The sequence below is a fragment of the Candidatus Falkowbacteria bacterium genome, from assembly GCA_018674305.1.
Classification (GTDB): Bacteria; Patescibacteriota; Patescibacteriia; order UBA11705; family JABHMO01; genus JABMRF01.
Genome location: JABHAL010000013.1, coordinates 88,978 through 108,021 on the forward strand (window position 1 = coordinate 88,978; position 19,044 = coordinate 108,021).

A 19,044-nucleotide genomic window follows, 5' to 3' on the forward strand; every position below is an offset into this window, starting at 1 on the left:
ATGGAAAATAAAAATAGAATAAATATTTCAGAGTTGGACTTTCCCGATGATAGCAAGATTGAAAACCTCAATAAGGGAATGAAACCTGATTTGCCAGAAGGTAAAAAAGGAAAGTTAAAACCCGCTGAGGGCGAAGTGGAAACTTATAAAGGAATCCCTTTCGCTCCGCACAAAAAAGTGATAGTTACCGAAACACTATATGACATTATAATTGAAGAAGTTTGGGCGGAAAAAATAAAAAAACAAACTGAAATTGTCCGAGAACGGGTAAAAACCGTTCCTATTGTTGAAATTACTGACGTTCCAGCAGGTGGAGAGGCTGAATACGAACAACTTTACGACGATAAAGGTGAGCCGATTCCAGATAAAGAATTGCCAACACCAAGAGTCAAAAGAACTGAACATGAATTCTCATCTCGTGAAGAGGCAGAAGCCTATGCTTCTGAAAAAGAAGCTGAAAGATTACTTGAAATTACCAAAGAAATGGCTGGTGTTGCTAGAGAAGACCAAAAAGGTTTTATGGGTTATTTACGCAATAAAGGTCATCATTTAACAAAAAATGTTAGAGCTGGATTGGCTGCTTTAATGTTGTTAGTCCCAGTTGGTTCTATGGCCAAGGAGTATTCACAAACTAATGATCAACAAAAACAGGAACAAAGCTTGACTCAAGATGAATTGGAGCTTATTCAAAGATATACAGATGAAAGTGGTAATACGATACATGGATTACATCAATATTTGACATCCCCGTATACATCACCAGAAGAAAGATTAAAAATACTTAAAGAGTTAAAAGAGAAATATGGAAAAGGAACTGAAGAGGGTGGAAAAAGCTTGGAATTTTCTATTCCTGTTGGTTTAGATATTGTCGAAACAGAAAAAGAAGTAATACCAGACAGCGAAGCTCCCCCAGATGAAGCTCAGTTTGATATTAAAACTACTTTTGAAGAGTTGGAAGTAAAGACTCAAGAAAAATTACCAGACAGAGTTGAGTTACAAGATGTTGAAAAGTCAATTTTTGAAGGTGGCGGAGTACGCATTAAATCTGATCGTTCACCAAAGTTTGAAGCTAAAGATATGAGTGAACAAGATGTTGAGAAAATTAAACAAGCCATTTTAAATAAGGCGTTAACTGTTTTAGCAGAAAACAATGTTGATCCAGCAGAAGCTTCACTTACTTTAGTTGTTAGAGGTTTAGTAAGTCCCGAGGGGAATGCAAAGAAAAATAAAAATTTAAAAGATGCTAGAGGAAAGGGGGCGACTCAAATTGCAGAAAGCCAGCTGGATAAAATTAAGGCTGAGTTAGGAGTTGAAGATATTACAGTTGAATATGATACTGAAAATGGTGACGAGTTTGCTCGTCAAGTAAATGAGCAAAGAGAGCAGATTAAAGATATTTTTGGTATCGAATTAGAAAGTGAGTTAGTTAAATTTTTCAAAGCATATAATCGTGGGCAACTTGATTTAAGTAAATATTCTGGAGAACAAGTGTCATTTCTGCAATCTGTTATGGATGAAGGTCGGGGAGCGGAAGTAGAAGTTTTCGTAAGTGGCACGGGGCGTTCGATTGAACCAAAAGTAGTAGAGGGCGAAACAGTTGAAAAAACAATGAAGGTTCCAGTACCAAAAATTGAAGTGATTGAAACAGGAAAAGGTGGAGGTGAAGATTTTACAAAAAAAGAAACAGAAGTTGACGTTAAATGGAAGAAGGTTAAAATAAATTTACCTCCAACTCAAGAAAAAGAAGTTACTCCAGATTCAAGACAAGATCCAGCTATCTTGGTTGAACATCATGGTGTGCAAGATCCGCAGATTCATTTTGAGCGACCAGCGAAAATTAAAAAAGGAAAAAGGGTAGTTCGTTATGATGAGAAAAGAGAGGTTGATGTTGACACGAAAGAAGGTGAAGAGGTTGATATAAAAAGACGGGTTAGGCGAATCAGAAAAGACGTTCCACCACCACCGCCACCACCAGGCAAATTGGCGGAGACAGCTCGTGGTACTCTGACTGATCCGCGACAGGCAACAAAAAGAAAAACATTATCCAGTGAAAATATTGGTAAGGGCGCACGTGGTGTGCGAGGGGAAAATGTTCGTAAACCTAAAAAAGAAGATGTGCGTGGTCAGACCGGTCGTCAAGAAAAAACAGACATTCACGGTGACGCAGTTGATTTACCACGAGAAGCATTTATCAGTAAACGAACTGTGACTGGTAAGAAACGCGAACGTAACCTCAAAAAGAAAGAATGGCAAGCACCACGTCGGAAGAGACGAAAGTCTGTGCGGGCGGAGAAAGAGAAAGAGTTAGATTCGTAATATTCGCGTAGATATGTTTAACCCGGAAACACAACAATTAACAGAAAAATCTCTCCACGCCAACTTCACCGAAGTTCAACAAGTTTATTTTGAGAAACTAATGTCCGAGTTGGAAGTAATTTCTGGTGGTTTGGGTTTTGCTGAGCTGAAAAAGAAAGCTGAGGGGGGAAGCAAGGAGGCGCTTCAAGTAATGCGCGACTATATCACCAAAAAAGAGCAGATTGTTGAGTTAATAGAAACAAAAAAAATTGAAATGGATATTGATATAGAAAAGGAAGCATTTGCTGAGTATATGGAAGAGGTGGTGACTGATCCGGAAAATGCAAGGTTTAACATGGACGTTGAAATTCCTGATAAGCTTAGAAGTGGTGAAAAAATTTGGGGTGAATATCATGTTGATGAATTGTTAACCAAATTCGCACATCAGCAACGAGGTTTAACATTTGAACAAGCTGGTGAACTTCGTGATTCGTTGCTTCGACGGATTTATGTTGAGAAGGCCTTAGTCCCAGGCTATTTAAAAATTTCTTATGTTGGCTATACTGGTTTTGAAACCGCAGTTGTCAAGGCAGTGATGAAAAAAGCCAAAAAATTTTTTAATAAAATTATGTTGGATTTATTGCCTAAGTATGGTTTTGATAAAAAAGATGGCTATCAAACTTGGGAGATTGTTGGGGAAATGAGTGAAGGCATATTGAAAGAAACAATGATTCCTGAGATTGAAAAACTAATTCCAATTGAGGAAGCCAGGTTGAGAGAAGCAGGTTTTGATAAATTTAGTGAAGACGAATGGCGGAATTGGATTGAAAAGCGATCAATGTGAAATAAATAATAAAATTTTGTAATTTATTGAAAATACTTTGTGAAAATAAGGCGAGGAATCCCGACTACATCGGGATGACGAGTCAGGCCGCGCGCAGCGCCTCCTAATGGGGAGGGAGGGTAGCTTGCCCGGCGAATGCCGGGGGATGAATAGAGTTTGCAATTCAAAAAAGAATAAGGTAAAGTAATGGCAGATAGTCTTAAATAGAGATAAATATGAAAATGCTAGTCACTGGGGGGGCAGGTTTTATTGGAGCGAATTTTGTTCGCTATGTTTTGAATAAATACCCACAATACTCAGTGGTTAATTTAGATAAGCTAACTTACGCTGGTAATTTAGAAAATTTAAAAGATTGCGAAGATCACCCAAATTATAAGTTTGTTAAGGGTGATATTTTAAATTCTGAATTGGTTGAGCATTTGGTTGACCAGGGAATTGATATTATCGTTCACTTTGCAGCAGAATCGCATGTAGATCGCTCAGTTTTAGATCCTCTATCTTTTGTGAAAACTAATGTTTTGGGCACACATTCATTATTGGAAGCTGCTCGAAAAAATAATACCCGTTTTCACCATATTTCAACTGATGAAGTTTACGGCTCACTAAGTCTAGAAGATACTCATAAGGCATTTCATGAAGAAACTCCCTATGATCCGAAAAGTCCTTATTCTTCTTCCAAGGCCGCTTCAGACCATTTAGTTCGCGCTTATTTTCATACTTACGGTTTACCTGTTACTATTTCTAATTGTTCCAATAATTACGGACCACTGCAGTTTCCAGAAAAAGTGATCCCTTTGTTTGTGACCAATTTAATTGAAGGTAAAAAAGTTCCACTTTACGGTGATGGCAAGAATGTTCGTGATTGGATTCATGTTAATGATCATTGTGAAGCTGTTGACCAGATTATTCACCGTGGCCAGCTGGGGCACACTTATTGTGTTGGTGGTAATTGTGAAAAGTCCAATTTTGATTTAACTATGGGAATTCTTCAATCTATGGGTCATGGCGAAGAAATGATTGAATATGTGCAGGATCGACCAGGTCATGATCGTCGTTACGCGATTCGTTCACATAAAGCTCAGGCTGAGTTAGGATGGCAACCAAAGATTTCATTTGAGGAAGGTATGCGCCAAACTGTTGATTGGTACAAAAATAATACAGATTGGTGGCAAAGAATTAAATCTGGTGAGTATCAGGAATACTATGACCGTTGGTATAATAGGCAGTAAATTCTAAATCCTAATTTCTAAACACGAAACAAATTCAAAATCCAAATAATCAAAACACAAAAGAACGCAAGGGCGTTCTTTTTGTTGACATAAGTATAATAATTCGTTAAGATAATACGAAGTCGTTGTAAATTGACAAGTTGTCCAGAGTCGGGAGAGCCGACAGGAGATGAAAAATGGGAAAGGTAGCTCAAAGACTAGAGCAAAAACGAGAAAAGCTTAATCAAAGGTTAGCGCATCTTGGTGTGCCTTTTGTATTGCCTAGAGTTGGTAATTACAAAGAAGGTGAGTTAGAAATCGAGGATATTTTAACTGTTTTTCATCGTCGTGATTTTGTCGTTACCGTTGAATTTTTAGTTAGAAAACCTTTTTCTGGTGAGAAAGTTGCATACGTGGCCAATTTTAATGCTAATTATTCGCATATTGCAAAATCTGGTCATGTTTTAATTCCAGTGGTTAATGGAGATAGCTTTTTGATGATAAATAGTTATTCACCGTTTGTAGGTAAAATGGCCATAGTCTTTCCCCGTAGTTTTATTCCCGCGGATATTGAAATAAGTTGTATGGAAGATGTGTCTAAAGCTGTTTGGGCGAGAAAGTGTGATTTGCTTTCACAAAAATTTGATTGTCAAACAGAGTTTCTTGATTTGAGAACAGAAGTGACTGAAAATCATACAGTTAGTGGGAATGTTTTAACTTACTCATTAGTAAAAGTGCAGTTAGATGAAGCAAAATTCTTAAATGAGTACACAGGCGCTTTAAGGGTTTTTAGGCTGATTGATAAGCAAAGATTTATTCAGTTGATTCAACAAGGTAAAATTCATGATCAGCATTCTTTAACTGCCTGGGCCGTGTATCAAGCTAGCACGGGTAATTGTATAAGTTAAAAACATGAAATTATTTTGGTTGGGGAGAGCCCGACATGGTTGTTAAAGTTTGCACGGAAGGATTTGAGTCCTGGTGCAGACCCCGATAACAAGGTGTTATTATGGGGTCAGAATTACGAAGGCTTCTCACGTCTCTTGGCGCTGAGGACAAAGCAGGCTGGAAATGTAGGGTTGATGGTGAAGAAGTTGAGGCGAGCGTAGTAGAGCTTGAACACAAGAGGTTTGGCCTCTTGAGATGGGGCAATACTGCGGCAGGTTACGATTCCTGGGGTTTTCAAGAACTTGGTGGAGGCGGATCAGTATTAGTTCCCTTTGTGAAAACTGGGGCTGGTGAGCTTCTCATTGGAGTGGTTGAGCAGCTTCGGCCATTCCAATCTGAATCGCCGATATTAAATCTGCCACGTGGCTTTCTCGAGCTTGGTCTAAGCCATTTTGAATCGGCTGTGGCCGAGCTTCATGAAGAATTTGCTGTGGTTGAGGGAGAGAGAGTTTTTGCTCCACCTGGTGAGCCGGGTAATCCCAATTCTACCTTTTTCGTTACACTTGGTGAAGAAAATGGCGTCAAATACTATGGCGTTCAATTCTTCGAAGATGAAATAGCGGAAGTGGGCGGGAAATATGTACTCAATCTTGATGTAGTCAAGGCGACCAGCGCAGCAGCAGAAAAGATCACAGGATCACAATTTGTTCCGTGGCAAGTTGCTGCAACAGTCGGTGATCAGTTCACCAATTCTGGCGCAGTCCGTTTGATGGCAAAGATCGTCAAGGGATTGCAGTTCTAAATTAAATACAACCGGTGGGACATTCCACCGGTTTTTTTGTTAATAACTCAATTTGACTTTTAGGTCCTATTTGATAAGATAGTCATAGTTTATTCTTAGCTTAAATTAGATATGAAAGTACTTATTGTTGGTTCCAAGGGAATGCTTGGTCAAGAATTGGCAAAATCATTTGCCAAATTTGATCTCACTTTGTGGGATAAGGAGGAAATCGATATTACTAATGCAGAACAAGTTAAAAAGATGATTAAGGACTTGTCACCTGATTTAGTTATTAATGCTGCGGCTTATAACGCAGTTGATGACATTGAAGAAAATTACGATCTTGCTCAAAAAGTAAATGTTGATGGACCAATTAACTTGGCTAAAACAGCTGGTGAAGAAGGCGCTGTTTTTGTACATTATAGTACAGACTATGTGTTTGATGGTCAGAAGCAAGATGGTTATTTTGAACATGATTTACCATCTCCAATTTCTAGATATGGTGAATCGAAATTTTTAGGCGAGGAAGTTTTGGAACACAATCCTGCTGGATTTGTTATTCGATCTTCTCGTCTTTTTGGTTTACCTGCAAAGTCTGATGGTGGAAAAAAGAGTTTTATTGAATTAATGTTGAAATTAGCAGATGAAAAAGATGAACTAGAAATTGTAGATGAGGAAGTAAGTAATCCAACCTATGTGGTTGATTTGGCAGAAGCTACCAAGGATCTGACAACGGGTAATTATCATCCTGGGATTTATCACATTACTAATGAAGGTGGTTGCACGTGGTGTGAGTTTGCTATAGAAATTTTTTCTCAGGCCAAGAAAACAGTAAAAGTAAAACCTGTTCCGAGTAGTCGATTTCCTCGACCAGCTAAACGGCCAGCACATTCTTCTCTGCAAAACACAAAATTCCCTCGTATGCGCCATTGGAAAAAGGCATTAAAAGATTTTTTACGTGAATTGGAGCAGGTAAATCCAGTTTTTGTTAATGTTTCAACTTCTAATCAAGGCGGACAGGAGGAAGTTGATAATTTGCCTGTGGTTGAACCAGTTGTTAATGAAAAGCCAGTTGAGCCTGCTGTGAAACCGGAAATTCCTCTAGTTAAGCCAAAGACAGTTGTTGCCCCAGAAATTAATTTGGCAGATCTTAAGTCAAAAGTTGAACAAATTGAGGTTAGTGGGAATTTGCCGGAAGAAAAAACAAAGGAGCAACATCAGGAAGTGAAAATTTCAATTAAAGAAGAAAAACCACAAGTAAATATTAATTTAAAACAACCAGAAAAAAATATGAAAGGTATAATTTTATCAGGAGGCAAGGGGAGTAGACTTTACCCACTAACCAAAATTACCAGTAAACAATTGTTGCCAGTTTTTGATAAACCTATGATTTTGTATCCTATGGAAACTTTAGTCAAGGCAGGAATTACTGACATTTTAGTTATTGTTGCTCCTGAGTACGCTGGCCAATATTTACAGCTGTTAGGATCTGGAAAAGAGTGGGGCGTGAAAATAACCTATGAAATTCAGGACGCGCCCAAAGGATTGCCAGAAGCATTTGTTATCGGCGAAAAATTTATTGGTGAAGATAATGTGACGTTGATTTTGGGTGATAACCTGTTTTTTGATCATGATTTCACAGAAGACATAATTTCATTTAAAAATGGAGGTAGAATCTTTGCGGTAGAAGTGCCAGACCCAGAACGTTTTGGGGTTGTTGAATTTAATAGTGATATGAGCGTTGTTTCCATTGAGGAAAAACCCAAAGAACCCAAGAGTGATTATGCGATTCCAGGAATTTATATATTTGATAGTCGCGTTTGTCATATTGCCAAAGGGATTAAACCAACTTGGCGGCCTGAAACTGATATTACAGAGGTTCACAAAGCTTATTTAGGTATGAATGAACTTGATGTAAGAAAAATTCGTGGTCGTTGGTATGATGCTGGAACTTTTGAATCTTTATTGAAAGCTTCTAATATTGCAGCTACTATGGAATATCAGAAAAAAATGGGGTATAATGAAGGTGTTAAATAGATAATTGCTTATAGTGGTAGGTATTAGGCCTTTACGTTTAAGAATAATAAATACAAAAATAAAAGTAATTTACATTTCTATGCTTAGTATTCCAATTAAACAGACAATTAAATCAGCCTGGAGCGTAGCTTGGACTCACAAGCTTTTATGGCTTTTGGGCTTGTTCATTACCAGTGGCGCCTTTTTCCTTGATTATTTGATAGAGGATTGGACTGAATTAACCACTTTTCGTAATACAGTTTTAGTTAAATTAAATGTGACTCTCAATGACTGGCGAGCTTTTCTAGTTTTGTTTATTACCTTCGTGCTTTTATCATTAATCTTGTTAATTGCAATTTTTGCTAAAACTAGTTTAGTTGCTGCTTTGGGTAAATTGAAATCTGGTGATAAACTAAAGATTGGTGAATTGCTGAAAATTGGTTGGCAAAATTTTGGTAAGGTGGTTCTGTTTGAATTAATTTTTGGTGTAATCAATTTAATTTTATTTGCTTTAGTAGTCCTTTTTATACCTAGTGGCGGGTTAATGGCTTTGTTTGTGATTTTATTGATTTTGTATAATGTTTGGTTGTTCTTGTTTCGACATTATGTTTATTGTTATGCAGTAATAGAAGGGAAAAGCGCTATAAACTCAATCGTTGCTGGATGGAAGTTATACATTGCTAATTATATTGACTTAACGGTAATAAAAATCACTGAAGTAGGTTTGTGGGTGGTGGCAAGCTTTGTGTTAATTCTTTCTTTAATACTTATTGCATTGCCATTTATATTGCTAGGGGTGATAGGAATGTTGGCTGTTGGCCAGATGGCCTTGATGGTGGTGACTTGGCTTGGTTACATAGTTTTAGGAACAGCATTCTTGTTAATTAAGGGTGGTATACAAGTTTTCTTCCTGAGTTATTTAACAAATGCCTATTGGAAATTCAAATAGTTGCTTATAATAAAAAAGTAGGGCCTAATTAATTGGCCCTACTTTTTTTTGAGGTTTTATTTTTCCAAAGCTAAACTCCAAAGTTGATTATTCGCAATATAATATAAAAGTTGTTGATTTGAGTTTACAGCTAAATCCTGAACTTGCTTAATTGGTAAATTTATCGTTTGATTACCGTTACGGTCATCTAATTCAATTATTTCAACTGTTTGATCTTTGAGCATGAAAACGTAGTTGCCTAATGAATGCCATTTAGCATTTTGTAATCCTTGGCTGTAGCGAGTAATAGTTACTTCCTCCAAATTGTCTTGATTTAAATCAAGGTAGGATAATTCTTGGGATGTTTGCAAGAGAAGAAGTCCTTTTGAACTTAGGAAATCATGAGAAATAATTCCGTCTTTGTGAAAAGCAATTTGATCAAGTGAACGGTTCGCTAAATATATAGTTTGATCGGTTTCTTCAAATAATGCGAGCTTGTCTTTAAAAATATTAATGAAGTGGTAGTTAGGATTATTCAACTCAATGATTTTTCGTAAATCAATTGTTGTGTCTGTGTTTAACGGATATTTAGTCAAAAGATACTTTGTGTTGAGTTTTTCGATTGTGAACACTTCAGAATCATTAATATAATAGTCAAGCAAAGTTGCCTGGGTTGGTAAAGTAAATATTTTCGTTGTAGCTTGTGTTAAATAATTTGTCTCATATAAATTACTACCTGTTTGATGGTAAAGTATATTGTAGTTATTTGCATCCCATTGAAAATTTTTCGCAGTTGCCTGTACTGGAAGGTTTTTCCAGGGAGCACCAGTAGATAGGGCAGTGACCGAGCTGTCTGTTGTCAATAAGAAATATGATCCAAAAGGTGACCAGTCAATTTTATGTTTGGTAGTTGGTGTTTGACTTACATGAACTAACTTTTTCTTGTTATTTTTCAAATTATATAAATAAATATGCTCTTGATTAAACTCATTAACAATCAAGGCTAAAAAGTTATTATCTGGGGAAAAGCTCCAAGTGTTTATATTATTACCATTAATAGATTGTGGTTCAGCCTGATAAAATAAAATTATATCTTCAGCAAAGGTTGTTTCTTGAGTGTTTATAGTTAATTTTTTTTGCCAGGGATAATGTTCTGGCTTGTTAATTTTCACATCATAATCACCTGGTAAGACGTTGTTTAGTCTGGCTGGTGTTTTGCTTTTGGCTTTTTCGTCGTTTAGTAAAACCTCGGCATTTGTTGGGGCCGTTTCTAAAACCAAAGCTCCAGTTCGTTGCAGTTGACCTTTTTTTAAATCATAACGAAACCCAGTTGTGTATAAAAGGAGTATGGGGGTACAAACGATAAATGCTATAATAAAGATGAATGAAATTGTTCTTCTAAGTCTAATGTCCATAGTGCTTGTGAAAGTAATTTTGTAAGAGTTTGATAAAGTGGATTCACTCGTATACTTCGGCATGTAAACCGCCTGTCTGCGGTAGGCAGGGTAGACAAGAGATGACCCAGTGTAACCATTAAAGCAGATTTTCTTTAAGAAGAAAAGGTTTTTTTTTGTATTTTATAAAATAATGGCTAAATTTAGTGAAATATGTTGACTTTTTATCTCACTTATGCTATAGTAAATTAGAAAATTAAAAGAATAATAAAAATAACTTATGAAATCTCAAGATTTACTTCAAGACAACATTATCGAGCTTTTGGGTTTACAAACTCTGCCAGATGAGAGAAAGCAGGCTTTGGTTGATAAAATGACAGAATTGGTACAAAAAAGATTAATCCTTCGTCTAATGGAACAGCTAGCAGACGAAGATGCTAAGAAAATGGCCGAGTTAGAGCAGACTCCAGTAGAGATGATGAATTTTTTATCTGAGAAATTTCCGAATTTAGAAGACATTGTTAATGAAGAAATAATTAAAGTCAAACAAGAAATGTTTGAAGCTACTGAGCAAGTTTAAGACTTGTTTTTTTTATGTCCGAAATAGATAAACAAAAAATTGCTCAAATGCAAGCAGCTTATGACGAATTCGTTTTGCAAATGAGAGATTTAGAAAAACAGGGTAATCATTTAGTTAACCAAGCCTTTAAAAAAGTTGATCATGAAGACATTCAACAAGTTTTAGATGAGGTTAAAAAAATATCAGAGTAATAATTAAATAAAGTATAAACATATGGCATCAACAGCAGAGAGTTCAGCACCAGCACCTGCTCCAAAGGAGAAAGACGTTACCAAGGAATTAGCAATTCAAGCTCGCAACTATTATAACCGAACACAAGTGCCGGATGGTGTTTCTGATGGCAAGCTTTATTATAGTCCAGCAAGAATTAGTGGTGTAAAAGAAGCACTTGAGAAATTAAATAAACTGGCCACTGAAAGTGAGGACATTAAAATCCTTGATAGACACGGCGGTGAGATGATTTCTATTGATGAAGCTATTGTTAGCATTAAAGCTAATTTAAAATTATCCGAAGAGATTCATTTAGAAAAAGGTTATAAAGTCCCTGAAGCTTCTGAAGGCGCTGAGGCTGAAGAGTCAGTAGAAAGTGATGCAGAAAAGGTTGAAAAAAGAAAGGATGAGTTTGTTCAACAGGCCAAGGAAAAATTTGCAAAATTTGTTAAGCTAATGAATAAGTTGGAAAAATTGCCGGAATTTACTGAGGCTGAAGAGTTAAAAGAAAGAGCAAAAAAAGCAATAGATACTTTTGTGGAAAAATTGAACGCTATTTCATCTGGTGGGTCAGCTGAAGATCTTGGTAGCCCAGTAACGGAAATGCAAGCAATCGAACAAGAAGCAAAGAAATTGAACATTGATTTAGAAAAAGGGCAAGTGGTTAGTTGGACCAATGAAAAAGGAGAGAAATTAGCTGGCTTCGTGACTGGATTGGCGAAAAAAGGAAAGGGGATTATGATCCGAATAGGAGACAAAGATCATATTGTCAATCGTCAAGATGTGAAAATAGAATCCGGTAGTTCTGCTGAAATTAAAACTGAAGTTGTAAAAGCTACTAGCTTTGAATCTTTAAAAACCTTGTTACCAGATTATTTAACAGTAGGTAGCAAGATTTATGACAAAAAAGAATTACAAGACATGGTTGATCTTATTGTAAAAAGTAATCCTGCGATTGAAAGTCCATTGGTTCACGCGTTACCAAAAGAAGGTGGCTTTAGAAATAAAGTAATTGAATTGCTTCAACCGCATCTATTGGAAGTTAAAAGAAATAATTATGCTGATAAGTATGCTAAAGTTTCTAAAAAATTTGGTGGAGTGGTTGGTTGGATTCGTCGAGCTACAAATTCAGGGGCATATTTGAAAGACATGGAAGGACTGCAGGAATCTAAGGATACTTATATGGAGGCTAGAGCGGAAACAGTAGCTGCCAAAATGGAAAAATGGACCAGTGAACAAATGGCTTTGTCTGATGCAAAGGCAGAAGCTTTTCAAAAAGAAAAAGGTTGGGGTAGCAAGGTCTATGATCTGTATCGCAATAATAAATATATTAGAAAATTTAATAAAGGCCGACTTTACGTTGGTCTCGGCTTAATGGGTGCAAGTTTAGTAGCGGGAGCCCCAGTTTTAGCAACTGCTGGCGCATTCGGTGGAGCTTATTTTGCAGCTTCAAGAGCTTTTGGTTTTGTTGGTGGTTCAATGGGTTCATATGAATTGATGAATTGGGCAGACAAAAGAAAAGGTACAAAAATCCCTTTATCTCCTGAAATAAAATCAAAACTAAAGGAATACAAAAAACAAATCAAGGGAGTTTTAGCCAACAAAGAAGCTGCTATACAAGAGCAAATGGATGAATATGTTAGAAAAAATGGTTTATCTCGGAGTGAGAAGAGTGAAGATCCAGGATATTTAGCTTTAGCCAATCAATTAAAAGAACGTAAAAGATTAATCCAACAGAAAACAGTAGAGTTGCAAGCTGAACAAGCAATAGAGTTACCAGATGATCAGTTGGAAAAAGTATTGATATATTATCAAACAGTTGTTGTTAGAAATGGAATAAAAATTTCTGAAGATCCAAAATATCAAATGTTACTTAAAGAAAAAGCTCGTCGAATGAAAGGTGTAATTGATGGATTAAAAGCGCAAGATGTGTCTTCAGAAAAAGCCAAGATTGGAGCAGAAGATAGAGAAAGATTGGAAAGGGCAGTTGAGGCTAGAGCGGAACATCTAAGAGAGTTAGCCATTCATCGAACTGACGATTATATTCGAAATGTAATTTTAACTTTTGTCCGACAACAAGAATTAAACAAGGTAAAAGGAACTGCAGCACAAAGGAAAAAAAGTCCTGAGTATAAACGTGCTCAAGCATGTCAAAATGTTTTGGATAAACGTTACAAAAATTTACCACCAGACATACAAGTTGTTTTAGATCAGCTTTCAGCAAAAGGAACAAAGAATCCAGCTGAATATTATCAGCAAATATATACAACTGAGAGTGTTAAGAAGATTATGAAGGTAAGGAAACATGGGTTTGAAGAAGATATTAATCTTTTTTCCATTAACCTTGAGGCTTGGGAAATGAATGATGACTTTAAATCTCATCTTAATGAAGTTTTGTCCAATAATGAATTGATTAAAAAACAAGCGCAAGAAGATGTTCTGAATGATATGGAAACTTTTGTTACCGCTGTGGCAGAAAAAGAAAAAAGGGTTGAGGCAAAGGTCAACGCGTTAGAAGAAATATTGGCTAAAAAACTAAATGCAATTGATGAAAGAGCAGAGAGTGAAGCTTTGCAAAAACAGTGGAGTAATGAAACCCGTAGAACCGTACGAAAAGTTATCGCGGTTGAAATTGGTGCGTTATTTGCTTCAGGTGTAGTTCAGCGTAAATTAATGGGAATGGCCTTTGGTAGTGGAGAAGCCGCTGCCGGCGAGGTCTCCGATACAAGAGCAAGTGGTGGGGGTGAAGTAGTTGAACCTACGCCAACCGTGGCAGAGGGTACACCTGGACCAGAGCGAGAGCTTGTCGCTGGAGTGGATTATCCGGGCGAAGCAGTTTTACCAGAAGATGATGCTGGAGTTACCGGCGCTGAAGTTGAAACAGCTGCGGTTAAAGCAGCTGAAGTCGAAACAGCTGTAGTAGAAGAACACCCAGTTCCAGCAGTTGAAGCTGTATTAGACGCGACCTATCCAGAACAAACATTTGAATTTGGTGATGGTGATAGCGTTAGTCGTATTATGGACATAGAAACAATGGATCATGGTCAGGAGATGTTTCCATCTCAGTGGGAAGAAGCTTTGGAAAGTGCGGGTGGCAATGAAACAGTAGCCAAAGAATCTTTTAATGAGTTTATTCATGACTGGAAAATGGGACAATTAAAAGGACTTGGTTACGATTGGGTGAAATTCGATGGTCAATATCATTATGGTTATCCATTTACACCACATGCTGGAGCAGAATTATCTTTTGTTCAGGATCCAGAAGCTATGGGTGGCTGGAAAATTGAAATGGCAGATCATCATTTAACTGAACATGACCAATTAAGATTTCGGGATTTGCCAGCTGAAGCTTGGCAAAATGGTTCAGTTAAAACCGTTTTAGGTGAAACCATTGAAGCACCAAAGGACTTAGAAGTGGCAGCAGTTGAAAAGTCAGTTGAGTTGCCAGTAGCCGAAGCTTCAGAACCAGTTTCTGAAGCCCCAATTGAAGAACCTATTGCTGATCCTGATCTTGAACCTGAAGAGGTTCTGGCAGAAGAGTCTATTGTTGAGCCTGAGGAGGTTCCAGCTGAAGAGCTAGCTACGGAAACAGAACAAGCGCCAGCTGAACCAAGGATGGACACAAGTAATCCCGGTGAAGTATATATGGAATCTGATAGCCGTGGATTGAATAGAGCGGAATTAGTTGATAATAATATTTTGCGTGATGATTGGGTTGATCATGCCAGGGGTGCAGGAAATAATCCAGCACTTGCTCAACAAGCTATTGAATCTAGAGCGAGTCGCGTTTTTAATCTTCAGCAAGCTATGGAAAGGGCAGCTGCAAGCGGAGATGCTGAAGCTGTCGCTAAGCTTGGTAGGAACATTGATTTAATTGTAAATCAAACAGAAAATAAGTATGGCCCTGTATTTGAAAGCGGAGTAGGTGAAGTACCGGAGGTTGAAGTTAATGCTGGTGAGGCTGGCGCCGAGTTGGAACAATCTGTTGTCGATGAACCGGCTGAGACTGGAGAACCAGCAGGATTTGAGGGCACTCCAACAGAGCGAGCAGCTGAATTTACAAAGCTTCACCGTAGTGATTATCCGGGCGTTGGAGAAATGCAAAATGAGGGGATCATTCGCAAAGGATATTTGGCCGATTTAGAAGGTTTAGATGAAGATGGTGAAGTTAAGCAGAATCAAGTAGCTAATCATGCTCGAAGAATTGTTCGACTTGAGGATGCTTTAGCTGATGCCAAAGAAGCTGGAGATAATGAAGCGGCCAAGATCTTAGAAGAAAAGATTGATAATAATTACAAAAGAATTCCCGTGAAATATCGAGAAGCATTTGTGCATTATAATAATGAACCAGTAGTTGAAGCACCTGAACCTGCGGTTGGGGATACGGAATTAGTAGGCACTCCATATGATAGAGCTAATGAATATATTAATGATGCCATTCCTCCAACAAATGAAACGATTGCTAATGGTGACGGAGCAGTTTTACGTGACGACTGGATTCAAGAAGCAGTTAAAGTAGCTAAAGATCAGGGGATTACAGATGTTAAGTTAGCTGAAAAATTTGTATCAGATACTTATCGGCAAGCTACAGATATATACGAAATGCAAGGTGCTTTGCATGCTGCTGAGGCGGCAGGTGACACGTCAGCAGTTGAGGAGATTAAAGGTAGATTAGCTTCCAATTTGTCCGCAATGAATAATCAGCTCAGAGACGCAATTTATACTGTAAAATATTAAAATATTTAGTAAAGAAGGCTAAATCAAAGCCTTCTTTATTTTTTGAAAAAAATATGTTAAACTACATCAAGAGTTATATGTAATAATTTTATCTCAAATATGTCAAGTTTTATCATTCAAGGAGGTAACCTGCTAAAAGGTGAAATTACCGTTAGTGGAGCCAAAAATGCAGCTTTGAAAATCATTGCCGCTAGTTTATTATCTGAAGAAAAAATTACAATTAATAATGTCCCAGATATTGAAGAAATTAATCGTCTTCTCGAATTGTGTGAATTTGCTGGTAGTAAGGTTGAACGAAGTAATGGTCAGATTGTAATGCAAACTTCAAAAATTACTCAAACAGATTTAAATCCAGAGTTGGTTAATAAAATAAGAGCTTCAATTCTTTTGATTGGGCCAATTTTATTACGTCAGGGCGAAGTTAGATTACCTCACCCTGGTGGTTGCGCAATTGGGCAACGTCCAATTGATATTTTCATTGATGGATTTCGTAAGTTTGGTGCAGAAGTAAGAGAAAATCAAGATCATTACCATTTTAGAGCTGATAAACTTGTTGGTATGAATTTTGTTTTTCCAAAGATTTCAGTTACTGCTACAGAAGTTTTAATGATGACTGCAACTTTAGCAGAAGGTAAAACGATTTTGAAAAATGCAGCTTGTGAGCCAGAAATTCCGGAGTTAGCGGAATATTTAAATAGTTGTGGTGCAAAAATCAGTGGAGCTGGCACTCATACAATTACGATTGAAGGTGTTGATAAATTAACTGCAGATGTTTACGAGGTTTTGCCTGATCGTGTTGAAGCTGGTAGTTTTGCAATTCTTGGAGCATTGTGTGGTGATCCAATTCGAGTTACAAATTGTCGACCAGATCACTTGGAAGCTTTGTGGGCAATGTTTGATAAAATGGGTGTTGATTATGAGTTAGGAGAAGATTGGGTGGAAGTTTGTAAAACTAAGGATCTTGAAGCAGTTGATATTGTTACACATGAATACCCAGGTTTTATAACAGATCTGCAACAGCCTTTCACAGTTTTATTGACTCAAGCTGAGGGAATGTGTTTGGTTCATGAAACAATTTTTGAAGGACGATTATTTTACACTGATAAATTAAAACAAATGGGTGCTAATATAATTATGTGTGATCCACATCGGGTTATTGTAAGTGGGCCGAGTAAACTGTATGGCAGACATTTGGAAAGTCCGGATTTGCGAGCAGGTTTTGCATTGCTTTTAGCTGGTCTGATGGCAGAAGGGCAGACAGTTATTGATAATATTTACCAAATAGATCGAGGTTACCAAAAAATTGAAGAACGTTTATCAAAATTAGGCGCTAAAATTATTAGAAGTAAATAAAAAAAATTATGGAGACAATCGAAAATAAAAATGTAGGCCAGCTGGATCCAACCGGACGAAGATTGATACAACCAAAAACCAAAACAAAAAAAAGTATTGTAGTTAGCATAGTGATTGTTGTTTTATGTATTTTGTTCTTTTCTGGTGGTTATGTTTTTGGAAAAATTAGTGAAGGTAAAATTAATTTTAAAGTGGACCCTGAATATTATAAAGCAACCAAATTATCCAAATTGTTTGATAATCGTTTAGTTGAACAAGTTTGGACAATATTACAAACTGAATATGTTGACAAGGACACTTTGGAGGAAAAAGAACTTTTTTATAATGCTCTTGAAGGATTTGTTGAGGGAGCTGGAGATCCATATACCGTTTTGTTAGATCCCGAATTGTCGAAAGAATTTGAACAACAAATCGCAGGTGAATTTGAAGGTATTGGCGCGCAAATTGGCATACGAGATGAGATTGTTACTGTTATTGCTCCGCTGTCAGGTACGCCAGCCGATAAAGCTGGTTTACTAGCTGGTGACAAAATTTACGCTGTCGATGGTCAGGAGGTTATGGGAATGAATTTAGACAAGGTAGTTAGATTAATTCGAGGACCAAAGGGGTCACAAGTAACACTTCTCATAGTTAGAGGGAGTGGGGATGCTCAAGATGTTATCATTACCCGTGGTGTAATTGAATTGAAAAGCGTTAAATGGGACTATCGTTCGGATGGTATAATGTACATTGAATTAAGTGCTTTTAATGAAGATACTTTGGAGCTATTCTCTGATTTAGAGGCAGAAGTAGCAAAGGTTAATCCGAAAGGGTTGGTATTGGATATGCGTAATAATCCAGGAGGATTGCTTAACGTGGCCCTAGATATTTCTTCTTACTGGATAGAGAAAGATAAATTGTTGTTAACTGAAAAATTTGGTGATGGCAGAGAAATTCAATACAATGCTGGTAATTCAACTCCATTTGCTAAATATGAAACAGTAGCGTTGATTAATCAAGGTAGTGCTTCAGGATCTGAAATCGTTGCTGGTGTATTGCAAGAATATGAAATTGCCAAAATCTATGGTGAAAAAAGTTATGGCAAGGGATCAGTTCAGTCTGTGAGAAAATTACCAGACGGGTCTTCACTGAAAGTAACAGTCGCCAAATGGTTAACTCCGCTGGGTCGAAGTATTAATGACGAAGGAATCGCACCAGATGTTGAAGTTGAAATTACCAGTGAAGATTATTTGGAAGAAAAAGACCCACAGTTAGATGAGGCCATTAAACAGTTCAAATAGAAATCAATTTAAGAAATTTTACAAATAACAAAAAGGAGGGGACACTCTCCTTTTTGTAAATATAAATTATATGAAAGTAGTTTTATTAAAATCTTTTGAATCTTTGGGAAGAGCTGGGGAAGTTAAAAATGTGTCTGATGGTTATGCTAGTAACTTTTTGTTGCCTAAAAAGATAGCCGTGGCAGCTTCAGATAGTAATGTTGCCAAGTACTCAAAACTGGCAACGCAGCCAGCCGTTAAATCAGCTGGTCGAGGGTCTTCACCAGAAGCCTTAGCCAATAAGCTTCGAGCTATTGTTGTCAATTTTCACGAAAAAGTTGGTGAAGGTGGAACTTTTTTTGCAGGGATAACAAAAGAAAAAATCATTACAGCTGTGCAAGATAAGGGTGTCTCTCTGAAAATTAAACAACTTGAATTAGCGGAACCAATAAAAAAACCGGGTACGTATAAGGTCCCAGTTAATGTTGATTCTGGTTTAAAAAGTGAAATTACCTTGATTGCAAGTGAGAAATAAATAAGGTAAAAGTTAA

14 protein-coding genes are annotated in these 19,044 nt (G+C 37.1%); 13 read left to right on the plus strand and 1 reads right to left on the minus strand.

Going from position 1 to position 19,044, the window contains the following annotated elements; all coding sequences use genetic code 11:
* From HN643_05085 to HN643_05115, 7 genes are all read left to right on the plus strand, one after another.
* Positions 1 to 2,316, plus strand: a complete 2,316-nt coding sequence (locus HN643_05085; GenBank protein ID MBT7501012.1) for a hypothetical protein — start codon at positions 1 to 3, stop codon at positions 2,314 to 2,316.
* A 13-nt stretch (positions 2,317 to 2,329) separates the two neighbouring features.
* Positions 2,330 to 3,139, plus strand: a complete 810-nt coding sequence (locus tag HN643_05090; protein ID MBT7501013.1) for a hypothetical protein — start codon at positions 2,330 to 2,332, stop codon at positions 3,137 to 3,139.
* A gap of 215 nt (positions 3,140 to 3,354) precedes the next feature.
* Positions 3,355 to 4,368, plus strand: coding sequence for a dTDP-glucose 4,6-dehydratase (gene rfbB / locus HN643_05095; protein MBT7501014.1), 1,014 nt, complete (start codon positions 3,355 to 3,357; stop codon positions 4,366 to 4,368).
* Positions 4,369 to 4,544: 176 nt separating this feature from the next.
* Positions 4,545 to 5,255: a hypothetical protein gene (locus HN643_05100; protein ID MBT7501015.1), complete on the plus strand. Its 711-nt coding sequence runs from the start codon at positions 4,545 to 4,547 to the stop codon at positions 5,253 to 5,255.
* Between the two features lie 101 nt (positions 5,256 to 5,356).
* Complete coding sequence (locus HN643_05105; protein MBT7501016.1) at positions 5,357 to 6,037, plus strand: hypothetical protein; 681 nt, start codon at positions 5,357 to 5,359, stop codon at positions 6,035 to 6,037.
* 111 nt (positions 6,038 to 6,148) lie between these two features.
* Positions 6,149 to 8,053: a dTDP-4-dehydrorhamnose reductase gene (gene rfbD, locus HN643_05110; GenBank protein MBT7501017.1), complete on the plus strand. Its 1,905-nt coding sequence runs from the start codon at positions 6,149 to 6,151 to the stop codon at positions 8,051 to 8,053.
* 79 nt (positions 8,054 to 8,132) lie between these two features.
* Positions 8,133 to 8,981, plus strand: coding sequence for a hypothetical protein (locus HN643_05115; protein ID MBT7501018.1), 849 nt, complete (start codon positions 8,133 to 8,135; stop codon positions 8,979 to 8,981).
* A gap of 56 nt (positions 8,982 to 9,037) precedes the next feature.
* Here the strand turns inward: HN643_05115 and HN643_05120 are convergent, their stop codons facing one another.
* Positions 9,038 to 10,375 carry a PEGA domain-containing protein gene (locus HN643_05120; GenBank protein MBT7501019.1) on the minus strand — a complete coding sequence of 446 codons (1,338 nt, stop codon included), beginning with the start codon at positions 10,373 to 10,375 and terminating at the stop codon, positions 9,038 to 9,040.
* Between the two features lie 259 nt (positions 10,376 to 10,634).
* On the opposite strand from HN643_05120, the gene HN643_05125 reads away from it, so the two are divergent.
* The 6 genes from HN643_05125 (at position 10,635) to rplI (ending at position 19,028) form a co-directional block, all read left to right on the plus strand.
* Positions 10,635 to 10,934 carry a hypothetical protein gene (locus HN643_05125; GenBank protein ID MBT7501020.1) on the plus strand — a complete coding sequence of 100 codons (300 nt, stop codon included), beginning with the start codon at positions 10,635 to 10,637 and terminating at the stop codon, positions 10,932 to 10,934.
* Positions 10,935 to 10,948: 14 nt separating this feature from the next.
* On the plus strand, positions 10,949 to 11,125 hold the full coding sequence (locus HN643_05130) for a hypothetical protein (protein ID MBT7501021.1): 177 nt from the start codon (positions 10,949 to 10,951) through the stop codon (positions 11,123 to 11,125).
* Positions 11,126 to 11,147: 22 nt separating this feature from the next.
* On the plus strand, positions 11,148 to 15,881 hold the full coding sequence (locus HN643_05135) for a hypothetical protein (GenBank protein MBT7501022.1): 4,734 nt from the start codon (positions 11,148 to 11,150) through the stop codon (positions 15,879 to 15,881).
* A 99-nt stretch (positions 15,882 to 15,980) separates the two neighbouring features.
* Entirely contained in the window at positions 15,981 to 17,234 is a 1,254-nt protein-coding gene (gene murA / locus HN643_05140; protein ID MBT7501023.1) for a UDP-N-acetylglucosamine 1-carboxyvinyltransferase, read from the plus strand.
* Between the two features lie 8 nt (positions 17,235 to 17,242).
* Positions 17,243 to 18,514, plus strand: coding sequence for a S41 family peptidase (locus HN643_05145; GenBank protein MBT7501024.1), 1,272 nt, complete (start codon positions 17,243 to 17,245; stop codon positions 18,512 to 18,514).
* 70 nt (positions 18,515 to 18,584) lie between these two features.
* Positions 18,585 to 19,028 (plus strand): 50S ribosomal protein L9, encoded by a 444-nt coding sequence (rplI, locus tag HN643_05150; GenBank protein ID MBT7501025.1) that lies wholly within the window; start codon positions 18,585 to 18,587, stop codon positions 19,026 to 19,028.
* Positions 19,029 to 19,044: the final 16 nt, after the last annotated feature.